This window comes from Pseudomonas sp. LBUM1653 (genome assembly GCF_059716115.1).
Genome location: NZ_CP166803.1, coordinates 1140991 through 1161079, shown reverse-complemented (window position 1 = coordinate 1161079; position 20089 = coordinate 1140991). Strand labels below are relative to the sequence as shown.

Sequence of the window (20089 nt, the reverse complement as noted above, 5' to 3'; positions counted from 1 at the left end):
TGCTCGGGGCAATCACTGTGTGCTTTTCTGTGGGAGCGAGCCTGCTCGCGATAAACGCAAAGGCACCGCGTTTATTCAGGTCGCCAACGTTATCGTTAACGTCCATCGCGAGCAGGCTCGCTCCCACATTCATACCTACAAGTGAAGCCGCTTGGGGTTTTACCCAAGCATAGTCAAACCTTTACTTAATGGTCAGGGCTTCCAGTTTGCCGCTGTTGCCATATACATAAATCGTGTCACCCACCACCAGCGGACGCGCACGCAGGCCGTCGCTGTCGATGCGCTCACGGCCGACGAATCGACCGTCCACCTGACTCAACAGGTGCAGGTAACCTTCCAGGTCACCGACTGCAACGTAGCTGGAAAACACTTCCGGAGCCGACAGTTGGCGGCGAGCCAGCGAATCGTTGCTCCACAAGGCTGTGGTGGAACGCTCGTCGACGCCTTCAACCGTGCCCGAAGACAGACTTACGTAGACGCTGCCGAAACCCTGGGCGACACCGGCGTAGCTGGAAGCATCACGCTGCCAGAGCTGACGGCCGCTTTGCAGGTCCAGTGCCGCAACGCGACCCTGGTAGCTGGCGACATAAATCGTCTCACCGGACAACAGCAAGCCGCCGTCGATATCGACAACACGTTCCAGTTCCGAACGGCCTTGCGGGATCGCTACACGCTGCTCCCACACCGGCACGCCGTTGGAGATGTCGAGAGCGACCACTTTACCGGTCGAAAAGCCAGCCACCGCGAGGCGGTTGGTGACGATCGGTGCGCTGGTACCGCGCAGGGTCAGCACCGCCGGGGTGCTGTCGTACAACCAGCGCTGGTTGCCGGTGGCGGCATCCAGACCGATCAAACGGTCGTCCTGGGTCTGAACCACGACCACATCGCCATTGTTGGCCGGCGGTGCGAGGACTTCACTGGACACGCGAGCGCGCCATTTCTCTTCGCCGTTGATGGCGTCCAGGGCAACGATTTCACCCTTGATCGTACCGATCGTCAGCAGACCGTAACCCACGCCAACGGCGCCGGAAACAGGCAGTTCGAGATCTTTCTTCCACTTGACGTCGCCGTTGCTGCGATCCAGCGCCATCACCACACCGGTGACATCGGCGGCATAAATGGTATCGCCATCGATCGCCGGAACCAGCATGTTGTAGGTTTCGCCCTGACCGTCACCGATCGAACGACTCCACTGCTTTTGCAGGACCACTTCTTCCTTGAAGTCGGTCAACTCGGCCGGTGGCAATTCTTTCTTGCTGTTGCTGCTGCAACCCGCGGCCAAAATGGCCAGGGCCAGCAATGCTGCATGCTTCCAACGGATCACGTCACGCATCCCCTTTGGCCAGGTCGTCCAGCTTGATTTGCAGGCCACCGACCGCCGCTTCATCCGACAGCGCCGCCTTGGCTTTTTGATACGCCGCGTGCGCTTCGTCGGTACGACCCAGCTGCACCAGCAGGTCGCCCTTGAGTTCTTCGCGAGTGGCCAGGAAAGCCTTGTCGGCATCGCCTTCAAGCAGCTTCAGGGCTTCATCGGTCTTGTTCTGCGCGGCCAGTACCTGCGCCAGGCGCTGACGGGCGATTTCGCCCAGTGCCGGGTTGGCCGGTTTGGCGACGATGGCTTTCAGCTCGCTGGCTGCGTCATCGAGCTTGCCGCTGTCGACCGCAACTTTCGCCACGAACAGGCTGCCGTATTGTGCGTAAGCACTACCGGCAAACTCGCTGTTGAGCTTGCCAGCAAGGTCGGAAACACGCGCCGCATCAGGCTTGCCGTCAGGCGTCAGCGTGGTTTCGAGCAATTGCTGATAGAGCACCGAGGCGCCTTGCGACTGGTTGCTCTGATACTTCTGGAACGCCTGCCAACCGAACACGATGACCAGCGCCAACAGGCCGCCAGTGACCAGGGGCTTGCCGTTGCGTGACCACCATTCCTTAAAATCCGCCAGCTGTTCGTCTTCGGTACTCGACACCCCAATACTCCTTAATCGCTAATTCGGCTGTTATGACAGCTTCAACCCTGCACGACGCAGGTGGCCAGGTGTGCAGCAAGCGCATCCCAGGCAATGCTTTGTTGTTCGCCCTGGCCACGCAGGGGTTTGAAACCTACCACTTGCTGGGCCATCTCGTCGTCACCGAGGATCAGTGCGTACAGCGCACCGCTCTTGTCGGCTTTCTTGAACTGGCTCTTGAAGCTGCCAGCACCGGCATTGACTTGCAGGCGCAGGTTGGGCAACTGGTCGCGCACGCGCTCGGCCAGGGTCAGGCCAGCCAGCTCGGCGGCTTCACCGAAGGCGCAGAGGTAGACGTCGACCTGACGGGAGATCTCTTCAGGGATCTGTTCCAGGGTTTCCAGCAGCAGCACCAGGCGCTCGATGCCCATGGCGAAACCGACGCCCGCAGTCGGCTTGCCGCCCATCTGCTCGACCAGCCCGTCGTAGCGACCACCGGCACACACGGTGCCCTGGGCACCCAGTTTGTCGGTGACCCATTCGAAAACGGTCTTGCTGTAGTAGTCCAGCCCGCGAACCAGCTTCGGGTTGATCACGTAGGGAATGCCGGCAGCGTCCAGACGAGCCTTGAGGCCCTCGAAATGCACACGGGATTCTTCGTCGAGGTAGTCAGCCATTTTCGGCGCATCGACCAGAATCGCCTGCGTGTCGGCATTCTTGGTGTCCAGGACCCGCAGCGGGTTGGTCTTCAGGCGGCGCTGGCTGTCTTCGTCCAGCTTGTCCAAGTGACCGGACAGGAACTCGACCAACGCTTCACGATAGCGGCCACGGGACTCGCTGGTGCCCAGGCTGTTGAGTTCGAGCTTGACCGCATCGCGGATGCCCAGCTCGCCCCACAGGCGCCAGGTCAGCACGATCAGCTCGGCGTCGATGTCCGGACCGTCGAGGTTGAACACTTCGACACCGATCTGGTGGAACTGGCGATAACGGCCTTTTTGCGGACGCTCGTGGCGGAACATCGGACCGATGTACCAGAGTTTCTGCACCTGGCCGCCACCGGTGATGCCGTGTTCGAGCACGGCACGCACGCAGGCTGCGGTCCCCTCAGGGCGCAGGGTCAGGGAATCGCCGTTACGGTCGTCGAAGGTGTACATCTCTTTTTCGACGATGTCGGTCACTTCACCGATGGAGCGCTTGAACAGCTCGGTGAACTCGACGATCGGCATGCGGATCTGCTTGTAACCGTAGTTATCCAGCAACCGCGAAACGGTGCCTTCGAAATGACGCCACAGGGGGGTCTGTTCGGGCAGGATGTCGTTCATGCCACGTATGGCTTGCAGAGACTTGCTCACATTAAATCCTTAAATTCCGTTCGGCTCTTCAGTCGGCTCAGCCGCGCGCGATAACCGCTGCGTCAGCTTCGACCTTTTCGGCCGCTTTCTGGCGGATCAAGCGTTCAAGCTCATCCACCAGATTGTCATTCGTCAGTTTCTGCGACGGCTTGCCGTCGATGTAAATCAGGTTTGGCGTGCCGCCGGTCAAGCCGATATGGGCTTCCTTGGCTTCGCCCGGTCCGTTGACCACGCAACCGATGACCGCGACGTCCAGCGGCACCAGCAGGTCTTCGAGACGCCCTTCCAGCTCGTTCATGGTCTTCACCACATCGAAGTTCTGCCGCGAGCAACTCGGGCAGGCGATGAAGTTGATGCCACGGGAACGCAGATGCAGGGACTTGAGAATGTCGTAGCCGACTTTCACTTCCTCGACCGGGTCAGCCGCCAACGAGATGCGAATGGTATCGCCAATCCCTTCGGCGAGCAGCATACCGAGGCCCACGGCAGATTTCACTGTGCCTGAACGCAAACCACCAGCTTCGGTAATCCCCAGGTGCAGCGGCTGGACGATTTCCTTGGCCAGCAAGCGGTAGGCTTCTACGGCCATGAACACGTCGGAGGCCTTCACGCTGACCTTGAAGTCCTGGAAGTTCAGGCGCTCAAGGTGTTCGACGTGGCGCAATGCGGATTCGACCAGCGCGGCGGGCGTCGGCTCGCCGTATTTTTTCTGCAGGTCTTTTTCCAGGGAGCCGGCGTTCACCCCGATACGGATCGGAATACCGCGGTCGCGGGCGGCATCGACCACCGCGCGCACGCGGTCTTCGCGACCGATGTTGCCCGGGTTGATCCGCAGGCAGTCAACGCCCAGTTCGGCCACGCGCAAGGCGATCCGGTAGTCGAAGTGAATGTCGGCGACCAATGGCACCTTGACCAGTTGCTTGATCTTGCCGAAGGCCTCGGCGGCGTCCATGTCCGGCACGGAGATCCGCACGATATCGACACCTGCGGCTTCCAGGCGATTGATCTGGGCAACGGTTGCAGCGACGTCGTTGGTGTCGCTGTTGGTCATGCTTTGCACAGCGATGGGCGCATCGCCGCCAACAGGTACGTTACCGACCCAGATCTTGCGCGATTCGCGACGTTTGATTGGAGATTCGCCGTGCATGACTTATTGACCCAACTTCAGGCGAGCAGTCTCGCCACTGGTGAACGGAGCGACATTGACCGCCTGACCGTTGTAGCTGACCTGCGCGCCGCGGGCATAGCCCAGGCGCACGGAAAACGGCGGCTTGCCATTGAGGGAAACGCTATCGCCTTTACGCTTTAGACCGCTCAACAGCACCTTGCCGGTGCCGTCGGACACTTGAGTCCAGCAATCGGCAGTGAACTGCAATTGAACCTGGCCCTGGCCAGCCACCGCAGGTGCTGCTGGCGCTGGAGCGGCAGCGGTTGGCGCTGGCACACTTGGAGCAACCGGTGCAGTTACCGTCGGCACCGCAACGGCAGGAGCAGCCGGGGCTGGCGTCGCAGGTGTGGCGACGAGCGGAGCGGCGGCGGACGGCGTAACAGGTGCCGGCGCTGGCGTTTCAGTCGGTGACTGGGTCGCGGTGTCGGCCTGCGGCAATGCCAGGGCCGTTGCGTTTTCCGCCTCACCCTCTGCGACAGCCTGGTCTTCCGGCTCGTCCAGCGGATGAATCTGGGTGGTGCCGTCGGCGCCTTCGACTTCAACGTGTTCCGGGCTCAGGCTGATCAGGTCCTTGGTGCGCTGCGAGGTCTGGTCCTGCCACCAGACAAAACCGCCACCGACCACGGCCACCAGCAACAACAGGCTGACAATGCGCAAGATGGTGTGGGACACGCGCACGGGCTCTTCGATACGGCCCAGGCTGTGAACGCTGCTGCCCTTGGAATCGGTACCGGTGGATTGGTCAAACTGCTGGACCAGAACGGCCTGGTCCATGCCGAGCAATTTGGCGTAGGTGCGAATATAGCCGCGGGCAAAGGTATGCCCCGGCAGCTTGTCGAAATCACCGGCTTCCAGATTGCTCAGGGAATTGACGGTAAGGTTGAGCTTGAGGGCCACTTCGGCCAGCGACCAGCCATTGCTTTCGCGGGCCTGGCGCAAGGTCTCACCGGGGTTAACGCGATTCGCTGCTACAACTTCGGGATGCGCCGCTTTCATCATTGCTCCGACAGGTATTGCTGATATTCCGGTGTACCGGGATAGAGTCGTTTTAATTGCAGGCCCGCACTGGCGGCCTTGTCGCGATCATCAAACACTTTTGCCAGCCGAATGCCGAGCAACAGACTACGTGCATTTTGCTCGGCAAGCAGGCTAAAACGGTCGTAATAGTCACGCGCGGGCACATAATGCCTGTCTTCGTAAGACAACTCAGCCATTTCCAGCAATGCCCGAGGCTGTTGTCGATTCAAACGCAGGGCTTTTTCCAGTTGCTGCTGGGCCAACTCACGCTGGCCAAGCATCGAGGCCGTCATGCCGAGGTTCTCGAACACTCGCGAACGCTCAGGATACAGGGTATCGGCGGCGGCCTGTTCAAAGCGCTCGTAGGCTTCCTTGTAACGTTTCTGCTCGAAGAGAAAGCTGCCGTAGTTGTTGAGGATTCGCGCATCGGCGGGACGGGAAGACAGCGCCTTGCGAAAATGCTGATCAGCCAGCTCCGGCTCCATTTCGGCCTGGAATACCAACCCCAGCGCCGCATTGGCGTCCGGGTCTGCGGCGTCCAGCTCCAGCGCCTTCTTCAACGGCACTTTTGCGCGCTCGGTCATGCCCTGTTGCAAATAACCGATGCCCAATTGCACGTAGGCCTCGCGCGCCTCGTCACGGCCTTTGCTGGTCTTCATCGGGTTGTAGTCGCCCGAAAGCACACAGCCAGCACACAGGCTGGCCAATAGCAAAAGCAGCGCAAAGCGCAGGGACATGGAGTTCCTCTCTTGGTTACTTCGCAGCGTTCGAAGCCATATCGTTGTCGGCGTTCAGTTCACGCACGGCGATATAACGTTCGCTGCGACGGGTGCGATCCAGCACCTGCCCTACCAATTGACCACAGGCCGCGTCGATGTCTTCACCACGGGTGGTGCGGACAGTGACGTTGAAACCGGCATGATGAAGCTGATCCTGGAACCGACGAATGGCGTTGTTGCTCGGCCGCTCGTACCCGGAATGCGGGAACGGGTTGAACGGAATCAGGTTGATCTTGCACGGAACGTTCTTGAGCAACTCGATCATTTCAACCGCGTGCTCGACCTTGTCGTTGATGTCCTTGAGCAAGGTGTACTCGATGGTCAGCACGCGCTTTTCGCCCAGGGACGACATGTAGCGCTGGCACGACTCGAGGAGCATCTTAAGCGGATACTTCTTGTTGATCGGCACCAATTGGTTACGCAATGCGTCGTTCGGTGCGTGCAGGGACAACGCCAGGGAGACGTCGATGTGCTTGGACAGCTCATCGATCATCGGCACCACACCCGAAGTGGACAGGGTTACGCGGCGCTTGGAAATGCCGTAGCCCAGGTCATCCATCATCAGATGCATGGCGGCCACGACGTTGTCGAAGTTCAGCAGCGGCTCACCCATGCCCATCATCACCACGTTGGTGATGGCACGGTCGGCGGTCGCCGGGATGCTGCCGAACGATTTATTGGCAATCCACACCTGGCCGATGACTTCGGCGGCGGTGAGGTTGCTATTGAAACCTTGCTTGCCGGTGGAGCAGAAACTGCAATCCAGGGCACAGCCTGCCTGGGACGAAACGCACAAAGTGCCGCGTTTGCCCTGGGGAATGTACACGGTCTCGACGCAGCTGCCGGACGCCACGCGCACCACCCACTTGCGGGTGCCGTCGCTGGAGATGTCCTCGCTGACCACTTCCGGACCGCGAACTTCAGCAATGGCCTTGAGCTTGTCGCGCAAGGCTTTGCTGACGTTCGTCATGGCGTCGAAATCATCGACGCCAAGGTGGTGAATCCATTTCATTACCTGACCGGCACGGAAACGCTTCTCCCCGATTGAGTCGAAGAATTTTTCCATTTCCAGCTGAGTCAGACCCAGCAGGTTGGTTTTAACAGTCGATGTAGTCATGGATTCACCTTCACTCCTAAGCCAATGCTTAGCGAGTGGTTACTTCAGTAGCTGCGAAGAAGTACGAGATTTCGCGAGCAGCAGCGGCTTCGGAGTCCGAACCGTGTACAGCGTTGGCATCGATGGAATCAGCGAAGTCAGCACGGATGGTGCCGGCAGCAGCTTCTTTAGGGTTGGTAGCGCCCATCAGCTCACGGTTCAGAGCGATAGCGTTTTCGCCTTCCAGAACCTGAACGACAACCGGACCGGAGATCATGAAAGCAACCAGGTCGCCGAAGAAACCACGAGCGCTGTGCTCAGCGTAGAAGCCTTCAGCTTCAGCTTTGGACAGTTGCTTCAGTTTCGAAGCTACAACGCGCAGGCCAGCTTTTTCGAAACGAGTGGTGATCTCGCCGATAACGTTTTTTGCAACAGCGTCAGGCTTGATGATGGAGAAAGTACGTTGAACAGCCATGGTGTAACTCCAGAAACGGTAATTTGTGAAAAATTAAACCCGCGAATTATACGCGGGTTCTTGGGTATTGCCTAACTGCGTACGTGGCGAACTCAGTCCGCTTCGTCGATCCAGGCCGCCTGAATGGCTTCAAGAACCTTCTCGCCACCGCGCGCCGGATCATCACTGAACTCTGGCAATCCCAGCACCCATTGATGCAGATCGACAAAGTTCACATAGCGCGGGTCAACATCGGGCTTGCTTTCAGCCAGCTGGATCGCGATTTCCAGCACATCAGTCCACTTGAGACTCATGACAATTCCTTGAATCAGTGCGGCGCTTCGGCTGCGTGGTTGAGCGAGTACTTCGGAATTTCGACGGTCAGGTCTTCGGTGCCGACCTTGGCCTGGCAGCCCAGGCGGGACACAGGCTCCAGCCCCCAGGCCCGATCAAGATAGTCCTCTTCCAACTCGTCAGCCTCTTCCAGGGAGTCAAAACCCTCGCGAATCAGGCAGTGACAAGTGGTGCAGGCGCAGACGCCGCCGCAGGCACTTTCCATCTCGATATGGTGTTCGTGAGCCAGTTCGAGGATGGACTTACCGGTCTCAGCCTCAACAACCATGCCTTCCGGGCAAAACTTCTCATGTGGCAGAAAAATGACCTGCGGCATCGTTATTCCTCAATCTCATTCAGGTTGCGCCCCGACAGCGCGGCTTTCACGGTCAAGTCCATGCGACGGGCGGCAAAAGCGTCGGTTACTTGCGACAGACGCTTGGTCTGCTGCTCGATGGCAAAACCATCGGAACCTTTCATCAGTTCGGTCAGTTCCTGCATCTGCAATTCAATGACCATGCGTTCTTCGGCATCGAGCAGGCGGTCGCCGTCGGCTTCCAGGGCGCCCTGCACCGCTTCGATCAGGCGCTGGGCATCGACCTGCTGCTCGCGCAGAACACGGGCAACCTTGTCGTCATTGGCGTGCTGGAACGAATCCTTGAGCATCTTGGCGATTTCACCGTCGGTCAGGCCGTAGGATGGCTTGACCTGGATGCTGGCTTCCACGCCCGAACCCAGTTCGCGAGCGGAAACACTGAGCAAGCCATCGGCATCGACCTGGAAGGTCACGCGAATCTTCGCTGCACCGGCCACCATCGCCGGGATACCGCGTAATTCGAAGCGCGCCAGGGAGCGGCAGTCGCTGATCAGCTCGCGCTCGCCCTGCAACACGTGGATCGCCATGGCCGACTGGCCGTCTTTGTAAGTGGTGAAGTCCTGGGCGCGAGCGACGGGGATGGTGGTGTTGCGTGGAATCACCTTCTCCATCAAGCCGCCCATGGTTTCCAGGCCCAGGGACAACGGAATCACGTCCAGCAACAGCAGTTCATCGCCATCGCGCTTGTTGCCGGCCAGGGTATCGGCCTGGATCGCAGCACCGATGGCCACCACTTGATCCGGGTCGATTTCAGTCAGAGGCTGACGACCAAAAGCCTCAGCGACGGCTTCGCGAACACGAGGCACGCGGGTCGAACCGCCAACCATGACCACTGCATGCACGTCTTCCAGTTCAACACCGGAATCACGTACCGCACGGCGGCAGGCTTTCAGGCTGCGGGCGACCATCGGCTCGATCAACGCATCAAAGGCTTCGCGGGTCAGCTCGGCTTTCCAGTCGCCGTGAGCCACTTCGACCGACGAGGCATTGGTCAACGCTTCTTTGGCAGCGCAGGCCGTTTGCAGCAGTTGACGCTGCGCACCCGGATCGAGATCGGCAGACAGGCCGGCGCTCTCGATGATCCAGCCAGCGATCGCGTGGTCGAAGTCATCGCCGCCCAGGGCGCTGTCGCCGCCGGTAGCCAAGACTTCGAACACACCGCCAGTCAGGCGCAGAATCGAAATATCGAAGGTGCCGCCGCCCAGGTCATAAATCGCGACCAGGCCTTCGGCGTGCTGATCCAGACCATAAGCCACCGCCGCTGCCGTTGGCTCGTTGAGCAAACGCAGTACGTTCAGGCCGGCCAGCTTGGCCGCGTCCTTGGTGGCTTGGCGCTGAGCGTCGTCGAAATAGGCCGGAACGGTGATCACCGCGCCTACCAGCTCGCCACCCAGGGTCGCTTCAGCGCGCTGACGCAGGACCTTGAGGATATCGGCGGACACTTCGACCGGACTTTTCGGGCCCTGGATCGTGTCGATGAACGGCATGTGCGACTCGCCACCGACGAAGCGGTAGGGCAACTGATCACCCAGCTGCTTGACGTCGGACAGACCACGACCCATCAAGCGCTTGACCGACAGCACGGTGTTCAGGGGGTCGGTGGCGGCAGCCAGCTTGGCGGATTCGCCAACCTCGACGCGATCGGCGTGATAGCGCACGGCAGACGGAAGGATAACCTGCCCTTGCGCGTCGGCCAGAGGTTCGGAAAGACCACTGCGCAACGCAGCGACCAGCGAATTGGTAGTGCCCAAGTCGATCCCCACAGCCAGACGACGCTGGTGCGGTTGAGGACTTTGGCCGGGTTCGGCGATCTGCAGTAGGGCCATCGTTATCAGGACTTATCTGTATATCAGGCGTGCGACCGGAGCGGCACTGGGTTAATCGTCGAGGCGCTCTTCTAACTGGCGCACTTCGTAGGTGAGCTTGTCGAGGAACTGCATGCGCCGCATCAGGCGTTCGGCCTGTTCGCGGTGCGCGGCATCGTTCCAGCAAGCTGCGAAGCTTTGGTTCAGTTCATCCTGGGCAGCCTTGAGGCGGCGCTTGAAGACGGCAACGCCATCCAGGTCGGCGCTGTCCTGCAGGTCTTCGAGCTCTTCGCGCAACTCCATCTGTTGCAGAAGAAACTCCGGATCATGCACCGTGACCTCCAGCGGCAGCTCGCCACCATTCAAGGCGAGCAGGTAACGCGCGCGCTTGGGTGGGTTCTTGAGCGTCTGGTAGGCCTCGTTGAGGCTCGCGGATTGCTCTAGCGCCAGCCGCTGCTCCCGCTCGGAAGCGTCGGCAAAGCGGTCCGGATGAACACTGCGCGCCAACTCACGATAGCGCGTAGCCAGCTGGTCGAGATCCAGATTGAAGCTCGGTTGCAGCTCGAATAAAGCGAAATGACAAGGAGTACCCACGACAAGCCTCAGATGTTGAAGCTTTCGCCGCAGCCACATTCACCGCGTACGTTGGGGTTGTTGAACTTGAAGCCTTCGTTCAACCCTTCCTTGACGAAATCGAGCTCGGTGCCGTCCAGGTAGGCCAGGCTCTTCGGGTCGATGATCACTTTCTCGCCGTGACTCTCGAACACCTGGTCCTCTGCAACCACCTCATCGACAAACTCCAGCACGTAGGCAAGGCCGGAACAGCCTGTAGTGCGAACACCCAGACGAATCCCTTCACCTTTGCCGCGCCCGTCGAGGGAGCGCCGCACGTGTCGAGCAGCCGCTTCTGTCATGCTGATAGCCATCGGTGACTCCTTACTCGTCGCCAAAAACTGAAAGTCAGATCAAGCCTTTCTTCTGCTTGTAATCGCGAACGGCCGCCTTGATGGCGTCTTCAGCGAGCACGGAGCAGTGAATTTTGACTGGCGGCAGGGCCAGCTCTTCAGCCAGCTGAGTGTTCTTGATGGTTTCCGCTTCGTCCAGGGTCTTGCCCTTCATCCACTCGGTGGCGAGGGAGCTGGAAGCGATAGCCGAACCGCAGCCGTAGGTCTTGAACTTGGCATCTTCGATGATGCCGGCTTCGTTAACCTTGATCTGCAGGCGCATGACGTCGCCGCACGCTGGGGCGCCGACCATGCCGGTGCCGACGTCCGGGTCTTCGGCATTCATCTTGCCGACGTTACGCGGGTTTTCGTAGTGGTCGATGACCTTTTCGCTGTAAGCCATGATTCTCAATCCTCACTCATCAGGGCCGCTCTTGAGACCCTGTAGCTGCGCTGCGTCAGTCGCCGCGTCGCTACAGGAACCGTATCCGGCGGCTTCTTTATTTAGTGTGCCGCCCACTCGATCTTCGAGATATCGACGCCGTCTTTGTACATGTCCCACAGCGGCGACAGAGCGCGCAGCTTGGTAACGGCCTCGCAGACTTTCTGCGCGGCGTAATCGATTTCTTCTTCGGTGGTGAAGCGGCCGAAGGTGAAGCGGATCGAGCTGTGCGCCAGTTCGTCGTTGCGGCCCAGGGCGCGCAGCACGTACGAAGGCTCAAGGGACGCCGAGGTGCAGGCCGAACCGGACGAAACCGCCAGGTCCTTGAGCGCCATGATCAGCGATTCGCCTTCAACGTAGTTGAAGCTCAGGTTCAGGTTGTGCGGGACGCGGGCGGTCAGGCTGCCGTTGACGTACAGCTCTTCCAGATGCTCGACCTGCTGGTAGAAACGGTCGCTCAAGGCCTTGATGCGCACGTTCTCGGCAGCCATGTCTTCCTTGGCTACACGAAAAGCTTCGCCCATGCCGACGATCTGGTGGGTCGCCAGGGTGCCCGAACGCATGCCACGCTCGTGACCGCCGCCGTGCATGGTCGCTTCGATACGCACGCGCGGCTTGCGGCTTACGTACAGGGCGCCGATGCCTTTAGGACCGTAGGTCTTGTGGGCGGAGAACGACATCATGTCGACTTTCAGCTTCTGCAGGTCGATCTCGACCTTGCCGGTGGACTGAGCCGCGTCGACGTGGAACAGGATGCCCTTGGAACGGAGCAGTTCGCCGATCGCTGCGATGTCGTTGACGGTGCCAATTTCGTTGTTCACGTGCATCACCGACACCAGGATGGTGTCGTCGCGCAGTTCGGCTTCGATCATCTCAGGAGTGACCAGACCGTCGGTGCGAGGCTCGATGTAGGTCACTTCGAAACCTTCACGCTCCAGTTGGCGCATGGTGTCGAGGACAGCCTTGTGCTCAATCTTGGTGGTGATCAGGTGTTTGCCTTTGGTGGCATAGAAATGTGCCGCACCCTTGATTGCCAGGTTGTCCGATTCGGTGGCACCGGAGGTCCAGACGATTTCACGCGGGTCGGCGTTGACCAGGTCGGCCACCTGACGACGGGCGTTTTCGACGGATTCTTCGGCTTTCCAGCCAAACACGTGGGAACGGGACGCCGGGTTACCGAAGTTTCCGTCGACCAGCAGGCATTCACTCATCTTTTGCGCGACACGCGGATCAACCGGGGTAGTCGCAGAGTAATCAAGGTAAATCGGCAATTTCATGGACTATCTCCTAAATCAGGCTGGCTGGCGTGCCGCTGGCTCTCTGGCTGTCATTCGACGGCGGACGCTTCAATCTTGTCCAGGCGTGGCGCCTTGCTGTTGCAACGGCGTTGATCCTGACGCTGGGCTACTTCTTGCACCTCACGGCGAGTCACAAGGTCAGCCAAGCTGATACCGCTCAGAAATTCGTGAATCTGCAGGCTCAGATCGCACCACAAGTGGTGGGTCAGGCAGGTGTCGCCTTGATGGCAATCACCCTGGCCCTGGCATTTGGTTGCATCGACCGATTCGTTCACCGCATCGATCACCTGGGCGACCTGGATACCTTGCATGTCGCGAGACAGCTGGTAGCCGCCGCCTGGACCGCGGACGCTGGACACCAGATTGCTGCGGCGCAATTTGGCAAACAGCTGCTCGAGGTAGGACAGGGAGATGCCTTGGCGCTCGGAGATATCGGCCAGGGACACGGGCCCGTGCTGCGCGTGCAACGCCAGGTCGAGCATGGCGGTCACGGCGTATCGGCCTTTTGTAGTCAGTCGCATGGACAATTACCACGGAGTTCGGAATGGGGCGAGTATGCAATTCCCGAGTATTTAAGTCAACTATAAGACCTAGTACTTTAGTCAGGTTTACCCGCAAAAGAGCGGCCGCATCATAGCAAAGGCTGGGCGGTTACAGCCAGCAATTGCGCGTTATCGTTCTTCGCGAGCAGGCTCGCTCCCACACCAATCTCACAATCAACGGAGAACCAATGTGGGAGCGAGCCTGCTCGCGAACGGCGCGACGCGGTTTAACTGGCCTGACTCTGATCCTTATCCTTCACACAGGCGAAGTCTTCTTCGCGCAGCTCAGGCAAATCCTTGGCACAGTAATTACTGCCCAGATCCTTCAACGCCCCGCACATCCCCTCCAGACGCCCATCAACCGCCTGCAGATGGTCGAGCAACTGGTTAATGGCGCGCGCCACCGGGTCCGGCATGTCTTCAGTCACACCATAGGCATCGAAGCCAATCTTCTCGGCCATGGCCTTGCGCTTGGCGTCCAGCTCTTGGTCCGGCTTGACGATGATCCGCCCCGGAATACCCACCACTGTGGCGCCCGGCGGCACTTCCTTGGTCACAACGGCATTGGAGCCCACTTTGGCGCCGGCACCAACAGTGAACGGACCGAGCACCTTCGCACCCGCCCCGACCACCACACCATCACCCAGGGTCGGGTGACGCTTGCCTTTGTTCCAACTGGTACCACCCAGGGTCACGCCCTGATAAATGGTCACGTCATCGCCGATTTCAGCCGTTTCACCAATGACGATGCCCATGCCATGGTCAATGAAGAAACGACGACCGACTTTAGCCCCCGGATGAATCTCGATCCCGGTCAACCAGCGACCGAAGTTCGACACCAGCCGCGCCAGCCATTTCAGGTCCGCGCGCCACAGCATTGCCGACAAACGGTGAATCCAGATGGCATGCATGCCGGGGTAGCAGGTCAGGACTTCAAAAGCGTTACGCGCCGCCGGGTCTCGATGGAATACGCTCTGGATATCTTCACGCAAACGCTCAAACATCATTAATCCTTCCGCTTAAGAAGCTCACCACGGGCCGCTTTCTGGGTTTCCGTGAGGATGCCACGCAAAATATTCATTTCCGCCCGGCTGACCGAGCTGCGTCCGTACAACCGGCGCAGGCGCGCCATCAAGTGCCGTGGTTTTTCCGGATCGAGAAACTCGATGGCCACCAGGGTTTGTTCCAGGTGCTCATAGAATCGCTCCAGCTCATCCATGGTCGCCAGCTCAGCGCTTTTGACCGATGCCACTTCTTCCTTCTCGACCTTGCTCGGCTGACCTTGGGCGGCCAGCCAGGACATGCGCACTTCATAACTCAACACCTGCACCGCCGCCCCAAGGTTCAGCGAACTGAACTCAGGGTCTGATGGGATGTGCACGTGATAATGACATCGCTGCAGCTCTTCATTGGTCAGGCCGGAATCTTCACGACCGAACACCAGTGCAATTTCGGCGCCCTGCCCGGCTTCCTCGACCACTTTGGTCCCGCATTCGCGCGGATCGAGCAGTGGCCAGGGGATGCGCCGGTCACGAGCACTGGTGCCCAGCACCAGATTGCAACCGACCAGGGCATCTTCCAAGGTGGCGACGACTTGCGCCTTTTCAAGGATGTCACCGGCACCGGAAGCACGGGCATCGGCCTCGTGGTGCGGGAACAGGCGCGGCTCAACCAGCACCAGCCGCGACAGGCCCATGTTCTTCATGGCACGCGCAGCCCCGCCGATATTGCCCGGATGGCTGGTATTGACCAGGACGACACGAATGTTTTGCAGCAAGGGAGGCGCTCTCGAACACATTATCGGGAGCAGAATCTTACAGCGCTCATTACCGTTAAGCCATGAAAGCGAACGTCGTCCTTCTCCTGTAGAAACTTTCTGATAGAATGCCCGGCTTTCTTTAACAACCTTAGGTGACACATCCATGCAGCCCATGCTGAATATCGCGCTGCGCGCCGCCCGCAGCGCCAGTGAATTGATCTTCCGCTCCATCGAGCGCCTGGATACCATCAAGGTCGACGAAAAAGACGCCAAGGATTACGTATCCGAGGTGGATCGCGCCGCTGAACAGAAAATCATCGACGCGCTGCGCAAGGCATACCCGAATCACTCGATCCTGGGTGAAGAAACCGGCATGCACGCCGGCTCCGGCATCGAAGGCGAAGAGTACCTGTGGATCATCGATCCGCTGGACGGTACCACCAACTTCCTGCGCGGCATTCCTCATTTCGCTGTCAGCATCGCCTGCAAATACCGCGGTCGCCTGGAACACGCTGTTGTCCTGGACCCGGTTCGCCAGGAAGAATTCACCGCCAGCCGTGGTCGCGGCGCCCAACTGAACGGCCGTCGCCTGCGCGTCAGCGGTCGCACCAGCCTGGACGGCGCCCTGCTGGGTACCGGCTTCCCGTTCCGTGACGATCAAATGGACAACCTCGACAACTACCTGGGCATGTTCCGCGCCCTGGTAGGCCAGACCGCCGGCATCCGCCGCGCCGGCTCGGCGAGCCTGGACCTGGCCTACGTGGCTGCCGGCCGCTTCGACGCGTTCTGGGAGTCGGGCCTGTCCGAGTGGGACATGGCAGCAGGCGCCCTGCTGATCCAGGAAGCAGGCGGTTTGGTGAGCGACTTCACCGGCGGTCACGACTTCCTTGAAAAAGGCCACGTCGTTGCCGGCAACACCAAATGCTTCAAGGCAGTCCTGACGGCCATCCAGCCGCACCTGCCGGCCTCGCTGAAGCGTTAAGCTTCCCGCGACAGAAAAAGCACCCTGCGGGGTGCTTTTTTTTATGCCTGGAATCCACGCCCCGAAATACCGCCGATTGCCTGTGGGAACACTGATCCCCTGTGGGAGCGAGCCTGCTCGCGAAAGCGGTGTATCAGCTACCATTATTGCTGGATGCGAGGACGCTTTCGCGAGCAGGCTCGCTCCCACAAGGGACTGGAGGTGACGCATAAATTCGGCGCACAAAAAAAGCACCCCGCAGGGTGCTTCTTTTTGAATCTGGCTTCAGCGGATCAATGCGCCTGCTGATTCTCCGACAAGATCAACTTGCCCTCTTTATCCACAGGAATCTGATTCCCCGGATCGCGATCCATCCGCACCTTGCCTTCCTTGCCATCGAGCGAATACCGCACGTCGTAACCCACAACCTTGTCGCTGATGTCATTCACCGTATTACAACGGGTCTGGGTCGTGGTGTAGGTGTCACGCTCTTGCATACCTTCCTGAACCTTGTTACCGGCATAACCACCACCGACAGCGCCTGCAACCGTGGCAATCTTCTTGCCGGTGCCGCCGCCGACCTGGTTACCCAGCAAACCACCCGCCAGCGCACCTACCACGGTACCGGCGATCTGGTGTTGATCTTTGACCGGCGCTTGCCGGGTGACCGCTACATCCTTGCACACTTCACGTGGAGTCTTGATTTGTGTCTTGACCGGCTCAACGGCGAGTACTTGCGCATACTCTGGGCCGTTATTTTTAACCAGGCTGTAGGTGGCCACAGCACCACCGGCAGTCACACCGACAGCACCCAGTACAGCACCAACCAGCATCGACTTGTTCACATGAACCTCCTGACCATCACATGCGGAACGCGTCCGCGCTTCTCCCAGCCTTGGAGCATAAAAAAAGGCGCGAGTTCAACTCGCGCCTTTTTTGGACTACATCGCTGAAGGAATTGCCCTTCAAGGACGGTCGTCGACTTCCGTCTCAGTGTTGGCCGCAGGAATCAGATCCTCGGAACTCAGGTTCAGCCAGATCAGCACCACGTTGGCGATGTAGATCGACGAGTAAGTACCCGCCAGAACACCGATGAACAGGGCGATGGAGAAGCCGAACAGGTTGTCGCCACCGAAGACCAACAGGGCCGCGATCGCCAGCAAGGTGGAGATCGAGGTTGCCATGGTCCGCAGCAGGGTTTGCGTGGTCGAGATGTTGATGTTCTCGATCAGGCTGGCCTTGCGCAGCACCCGGAAGTTCTCACGAACCCGGTCGAATACCACGATGGTGTCGTTGAGCGAGTAACCAATGATCGCCAGTACCGCCGCCAGCACCGTCAGGTCGAAGGTGATCTGGAAGAACGACAGGATACCGATGGTTACGATCACGTCGTGAATCAGCGAAACAATGGCGCCGACTGCAAACTTCCACTGAAAGCGGAAAGCCAGGTAGATCAGAATACCGCCCAGCGCCATCAGCATGCCGAGGCCGCCCTGGTCGCGCAGTTCTTCACCAACCTGCGGGCCCACGTACTCGACGCGCTTGACCACAGCCGGGTTGTCGCCACCGACTTTTTGCAGCGCTTCAGCGACTTGATGACCCAGTTGCGGGTCTTCACCCGGCATACGCACCAGCAAATCGGTGGTTGCACCGAAGCTCTGCACGATGGCGTCGTTATAACCCGAAGTGGCCAGTTGCTCACGCACCTTGGTGACGTCGGCCGGACGCTCGTAGGTCAGCTCGATGAGCGTACCGCCGGTGAAGTCCAGACCCCAGTTCATGCCCTTGGTGACGACGCTGAACAAGGCCAGCACGGTAAGGAACAATGTGACGCCGAACGCAACGTTGCGAACGCCCATGAAGTTGATTGTACGTAACATGGCAGCCCCTTAAATCCACAACTTCTTGAAGTCACGTCCGCCGAAGATCAGGTTGACCATCGCGCGGGTCACCATGATGGCCGTGAACATCGAGGTAAAGATCCCGAGGGACATCGTCACTGCGAAGCCCTTGACCGGACCTGTGCCCATGGCAAACAGGATGCCGCCGACCAGCAGTGTGGTCAGGTTGGCGTCGAGAATCGCGGTAAATGCCCGGCCGAAGCCTTCATTGATTGCCCGCTGCACAGTCATGCCCGCCGCGATCTCTTCACGAATCCGCGAGAAGATCAGCACGTTGGCGTCGACCGCCATACCCATGGTCAATACGATACCGGCGATGCCCGGCAGGGTCAGCGTGGCCCCCAGCAGCGACATCAGGGCCAGCAGCAACACCATGTTCACCGTCAGTGCAACGGTGGCGATGATGCCGAAGAAGCGGTAGATGGCGATGATGAACAGCGAGACAAACAGCATGCCCCACAGCGACGCATCGATACCTTTGGTGATGTTGTCGGCACCCAGGCTCGGGCCAATGGTGCGCTCTTCAGCGAAGTACATCGGTGCAGCCAGACCACCGGCACGCAGCAGCAGGGCCAGTTCGGACGACTCGCCCTGGCCGTTCAGGCCGGTGATGCGAAATTGCGCACCCAGCGGCGACTGGATGGTCGCCAGGCTGATGATCTTCTTCTCTTCTTTGAACGTTTGAACCGCTACGTCTTTCTCGACGCCGTTGACCACTTGCTTGGTGTACGTGGTGACCGGTCGCTGCTCGATGAAGATCACCGCCATGCTGCGACCAACGTTCGAACGGGTCGCACGACTCATCAGCTCGCCACCGTGACCATCCAGACGGATGTTCACTTCCGGCGTGCCTTGCTCACCGAAGCCTGCTTTGGCATCAGTGACCTGGTCACCGGTGATGATCAGGCCACGCTCGATCTGTGCCGGCGGACGATTGCCTTCACGGAACTCGAAAGATTCGGAAGTGGCTTTCGAAGCACCAGGCTCAGCCGCCAGACGGAACTCCAGGTTGGCCGTCTTGCCGAGGATACGCTTGGCTTCTGCGGTGTCCTGCACGCCCGGCAGCTCAACCACGATGCGGTTGGCGCCCTGACGCTGAACGATCGGTTCGGCAACACCCAGCTCGTTGACGCGGTTACGTACCGTGGTCAAGTTCTGCTTGATGGAGTATTCGCGGATTTCCGCCAGCTTGGCTGGGGTCATCGCCAGAAGCAGCACCGGTTGCCCATTGAGGTCGGCCGGAACAATGTCGAAATCGTTGAAATTCTTGCGGATCAGACTGCGGGCTTGTTCACGGCTGTCTTCATCGGAGAAGCCCAGCTGAATGGCACCACCCTGTTGCGGCAGGCTGCGATAGCGCAGTTTCTCTTTGCGCAACAGGCTCTTCACATCGCCTTCGTACACTTTCAAGCGTGCGTCGAGGGCTTTGTCCATGTCCACTTCGAGCAGGAAGTGCACACCACCGGACAAGTCCAGACCCAGCTTCATCGGGTGCGCGCCCAGGCTGCGCAGCCATTGCGGGGTGGTTTGCGCCAGGTTCAGTGCAACGACGTAGTCATCACCCAATGCCTTGCGCACGACGTCTTTGGCTGGCAGTTGGTCTTCAGCCTTGGTCAGGCGAATCAGACCGCCCTTGCCGCTCTCTGCCAGGGTGGCAGCCTTGACGTTGATCCCGGACTCCTTGAGCGCTGCGCTCACACGGTCCAGATCAGCCTGATTGACCTGCAGCGCGGTGCTTGCACCGCTGACCTGAATGGCCGGGTCATCAGGATATAGATTGGGAGCGGAATAAATCAGACCGACCGCCAGCACCGCCAGGATCAGAATGTATTTCCACAGAGGGTATTTGTTCAGCATCACGCCGCCCGCTTATGACGCGGGGCGCCTTGCGCGCCCCGTCGATTGAGTAGAAGTTG

At 59.5% G+C, this 20089-nt stretch carries 22 protein-coding genes; 1 reads left to right on the top strand and 21 read right to left on the bottom strand.

All coding sequences use genetic code 11. The features are described from left to right. Positions 1-181 precede the first annotated feature (181 nt). From bamB to trmJ, 18 genes are all read right to left on the bottom strand, one after another. Positions 182-1333, bottom strand: a complete 1152-nt coding sequence (bamB, locus tag ACA054_RS05200; protein ID WP_032831492.1) for an outer membrane protein assembly factor BamB — start codon at positions 1331-1333, stop codon at positions 182-184. Continuing rightward, the gene (locus tag ACA054_RS05195; protein ID WP_497688473.1) at positions 1326-1967 is read right to left on the bottom strand and encodes a tetratricopeptide repeat protein; all 642 of its coding nucleotides are present in this window, start codon (positions 1965-1967) and stop codon (positions 1326-1328) included. The genes bamB and ACA054_RS05195 overlap by 8 nt, the downstream gene beginning before the upstream one ends. Positions 1968-2008: 41 nt before the next feature. Beyond that, positions 2009-3298 (bottom strand): histidine--tRNA ligase, encoded by a 1290-nt coding sequence (hisS, locus tag ACA054_RS05190; protein ID WP_497688472.1) that lies wholly within the window; start codon positions 3296-3298, stop codon positions 2009-2011. 37 nt (positions 3299-3335) lie between these two features. Next, the gene (ispG, locus tag ACA054_RS05185) at positions 3336-4445 is read right to left on the bottom strand and encodes a flavodoxin-dependent (E)-4-hydroxy-3-methylbut-2-enyl-diphosphate synthase (protein WP_007944259.1); all 1110 of its coding nucleotides are present in this window, start codon (positions 4443-4445) and stop codon (positions 3336-3338) included. A 3-nt stretch (positions 4446-4448) separates the two neighbouring features. After that, the gene (locus tag ACA054_RS05180) at positions 4449-5462 is read right to left on the bottom strand and encodes a RodZ domain-containing protein (protein WP_497688471.1); all 1014 of its coding nucleotides are present in this window, start codon (positions 5460-5462) and stop codon (positions 4449-4451) included. Then, positions 5462-6220, bottom strand: coding sequence for a type IV pilus biogenesis/stability protein PilW (gene pilW, locus ACA054_RS05175; protein ID WP_497688470.1), 759 nt, complete (start codon positions 6218-6220; stop codon positions 5462-5464). Before pilW ends, ACA054_RS05180 begins: the two co-directional genes overlap by 1 nt. A gap of 16 nt (positions 6221-6236) precedes the next feature. After that, the gene (gene rlmN, locus ACA054_RS05170) at positions 6237-7379 is read right to left on the bottom strand and encodes a dual-specificity RNA methyltransferase RlmN (RefSeq protein WP_497688469.1); all 1143 of its coding nucleotides are present in this window, start codon (positions 7377-7379) and stop codon (positions 6237-6239) included. A gap of 28 nt (positions 7380-7407) precedes the next feature. Next, the gene (ndk, locus tag ACA054_RS05165) at positions 7408-7833 is read right to left on the bottom strand and encodes a nucleoside-diphosphate kinase (RefSeq protein ID WP_007916882.1); all 426 of its coding nucleotides are present in this window, start codon (positions 7831-7833) and stop codon (positions 7408-7410) included. A 92-nt stretch (positions 7834-7925) separates the two neighbouring features. Further along, complete coding sequence (iscX, locus tag ACA054_RS05160; RefSeq protein WP_497688468.1) at positions 7926-8126, bottom strand: Fe-S cluster assembly protein IscX; 201 nt, start codon at positions 8124-8126, stop codon at positions 7926-7928. Positions 8127-8140: 14 nt separating this feature from the next. Next, positions 8141-8482, bottom strand: coding sequence for an ISC system 2Fe-2S type ferredoxin (gene fdx, locus ACA054_RS05155; RefSeq protein ID WP_497688467.1), 342 nt, complete (start codon positions 8480-8482; stop codon positions 8141-8143). Between the two features lie 2 nt (positions 8483-8484). Next, a complete protein-coding gene (gene hscA / locus ACA054_RS05150; protein WP_497688466.1) occupies positions 8485-10347 on the bottom strand; it encodes a Fe-S protein assembly chaperone HscA in 1863 nt (620 codons plus the stop codon). 51 nt (positions 10348-10398) lie between these two features. Further along, a complete protein-coding gene (gene hscB, locus ACA054_RS05145) occupies positions 10399-10920 on the bottom strand; it encodes a co-chaperone HscB (RefSeq protein ID WP_497688465.1) in 522 nt (173 codons plus the stop codon). Positions 10921-10928: 8 nt separating this feature from the next. Then, positions 10929-11252, bottom strand: a complete 324-nt coding sequence (iscA, locus tag ACA054_RS05140) for an iron-sulfur cluster assembly protein IscA (protein ID WP_003227904.1) — start codon at positions 11250-11252, stop codon at positions 10929-10931. A 34-nt stretch (positions 11253-11286) separates the two neighbouring features. Continuing rightward, positions 11287-11673, bottom strand: coding sequence for a Fe-S cluster assembly scaffold IscU (gene iscU, locus ACA054_RS05135; protein ID WP_046820395.1), 387 nt, complete (start codon positions 11671-11673; stop codon positions 11287-11289). A gap of 101 nt (positions 11674-11774) precedes the next feature. Next, positions 11775-12989 (bottom strand): IscS subfamily cysteine desulfurase, encoded by a 1215-nt coding sequence (locus tag ACA054_RS05130; protein ID WP_497688464.1) that lies wholly within the window; start codon positions 12987-12989, stop codon positions 11775-11777. Between the two features lie 50 nt (positions 12990-13039). After that, positions 13040-13531: a Fe-S cluster assembly transcriptional regulator IscR gene (iscR, locus tag ACA054_RS05125; RefSeq protein WP_007903581.1), complete on the bottom strand. Its 492-nt coding sequence runs from the start codon at positions 13529-13531 to the stop codon at positions 13040-13042. A 248-nt stretch (positions 13532-13779) separates the two neighbouring features. After that, positions 13780-14556, bottom strand: coding sequence for a serine O-acetyltransferase (gene cysE, locus ACA054_RS05120; protein WP_046820397.1), 777 nt, complete (start codon positions 14554-14556; stop codon positions 13780-13782). 2 nt (positions 14557-14558) lie between these two features. Then, a complete protein-coding gene (gene trmJ, locus ACA054_RS05115; protein ID WP_497638094.1) occupies positions 14559-15329 on the bottom strand; it encodes a tRNA (cytosine(32)/uridine(32)-2'-O)-methyltransferase TrmJ in 771 nt (256 codons plus the stop codon). Between the two features lie 145 nt (positions 15330-15474). Between trmJ and suhB the strand changes: the two genes are divergently transcribed. Continuing rightward, positions 15475-16293, top strand: a complete 819-nt coding sequence (gene suhB / locus ACA054_RS05110; protein WP_008057724.1) for a type III secretion system regulator SuhB — start codon at positions 15475-15477, stop codon at positions 16291-16293. A 272-nt stretch (positions 16294-16565) separates the two neighbouring features. On the opposite strand, the gene ACA054_RS05105 is transcribed toward suhB, so the two are convergent. The 3 genes from ACA054_RS05105 to secD form a co-directional block, all read right to left on the bottom strand. Beyond that, the gene (locus tag ACA054_RS05105; protein ID WP_401314676.1) at positions 16566-17117 is read right to left on the bottom strand and encodes a glycine zipper 2TM domain-containing protein; all 552 of its coding nucleotides are present in this window, start codon (positions 17115-17117) and stop codon (positions 16566-16568) included. A 120-nt stretch (positions 17118-17237) separates the two neighbouring features. Further along, on the bottom strand, positions 17238-18152 hold the full coding sequence (gene secF / locus ACA054_RS05100; RefSeq protein WP_497688463.1) for a protein translocase subunit SecF: 915 nt from the start codon (positions 18150-18152) through the stop codon (positions 17238-17240). A 9-nt stretch (positions 18153-18161) separates the two neighbouring features. Beyond that, positions 18162-20030 (bottom strand): protein translocase subunit SecD, encoded by a 1869-nt coding sequence (secD, locus tag ACA054_RS05095; RefSeq protein WP_497688462.1) that lies wholly within the window; start codon positions 20028-20030, stop codon positions 18162-18164. Between the last annotated feature and the right edge of the window lie 59 nt (positions 20031-20089).

Coding starts and splice junctions, on each gene's coding strand:
- bamB (WP_032831492.1), bottom strand. CDS start 1,333: ATGCGTGACGTGATCCGTTGGAAGCATGCAGCATTGCTGGCCCTGGCC.
- ispG (WP_007944259.1), bottom strand. CDS start 4,445: ATGCACGGCGAATCTCCAATCAAACGTCGCGAATCGCGCAAGATCTGG.
- ACA054_RS05180 (WP_497688471.1), bottom strand. CDS start 5,462: ATGAAAGCGGCGCATCCCGAAGTTGTAGCAGCGAATCGCGTTAACCCC.
- pilW (WP_497688470.1), bottom strand. CDS start 6,220: ATGTCCCTGCGCTTTGCGCTGCTTTTGCTATTGGCCAGCCTGTGTGCT.
- rlmN (WP_497688469.1), bottom strand. CDS start 7,379: ATGACTACATCGACTGTTAAAACCAACCTGCTGGGTCTGACTCAGCTG.
- ndk (WP_007916882.1), bottom strand. CDS start 7,833: ATGGCTGTTCAACGTACTTTCTCCATCATCAAGCCTGACGCTGTTGCA.
- iscX (WP_497688468.1), bottom strand. CDS start 8,126: ATGAGTCTCAAGTGGACTGATGTGCTGGAAATCGCGATCCAGCTGGCT.
- fdx (WP_497688467.1), bottom strand. CDS start 8,482: ATGCCGCAGGTCATTTTTCTGCCACATGAGAAGTTTTGCCCGGAAGGC.
- hscA (WP_497688466.1), bottom strand. CDS start 10,347: ATGGCCCTACTGCAGATCGCCGAACCCGGCCAAAGTCCTCAACCGCAC.
- iscA (WP_003227904.1), bottom strand. CDS start 11,252: ATGGCTATCAGCATGACAGAAGCGGCTGCTCGACACGTGCGGCGCTCC.
- iscU (WP_046820395.1), bottom strand. CDS start 11,673: ATGGCTTACAGCGAAAAGGTCATCGACCACTACGAAAACCCGCGTAAC.
- ACA054_RS05130 (WP_497688464.1), bottom strand. CDS start 12,989: ATGAAATTGCCGATTTACCTTGATTACTCTGCGACTACCCCGGTTGAT.
- iscR (WP_007903581.1), bottom strand. CDS start 13,531: ATGCGACTGACTACAAAAGGCCGATACGCCGTGACCGCCATGCTCGAC.
- cysE (WP_046820397.1), bottom strand. CDS start 14,556: ATGTTTGAGCGTTTGCGTGAAGATATCCAGAGCGTATTCCATCGAGAC.
- suhB (WP_008057724.1), top strand. CDS start 15,475: ATGCAGCCCATGCTGAATATCGCGCTGCGCGCCGCCCGCAGCGCCAGT.
- secF (WP_497688463.1), bottom strand. CDS start 18,152: ATGTTACGTACAATCAACTTCATGGGCGTTCGCAACGTTGCGTTCGGC.
- secD (WP_497688462.1), bottom strand. CDS start 20,030: ATGCTGAACAAATACCCTCTGTGGAAATACATTCTGATCCTGGCGGTG.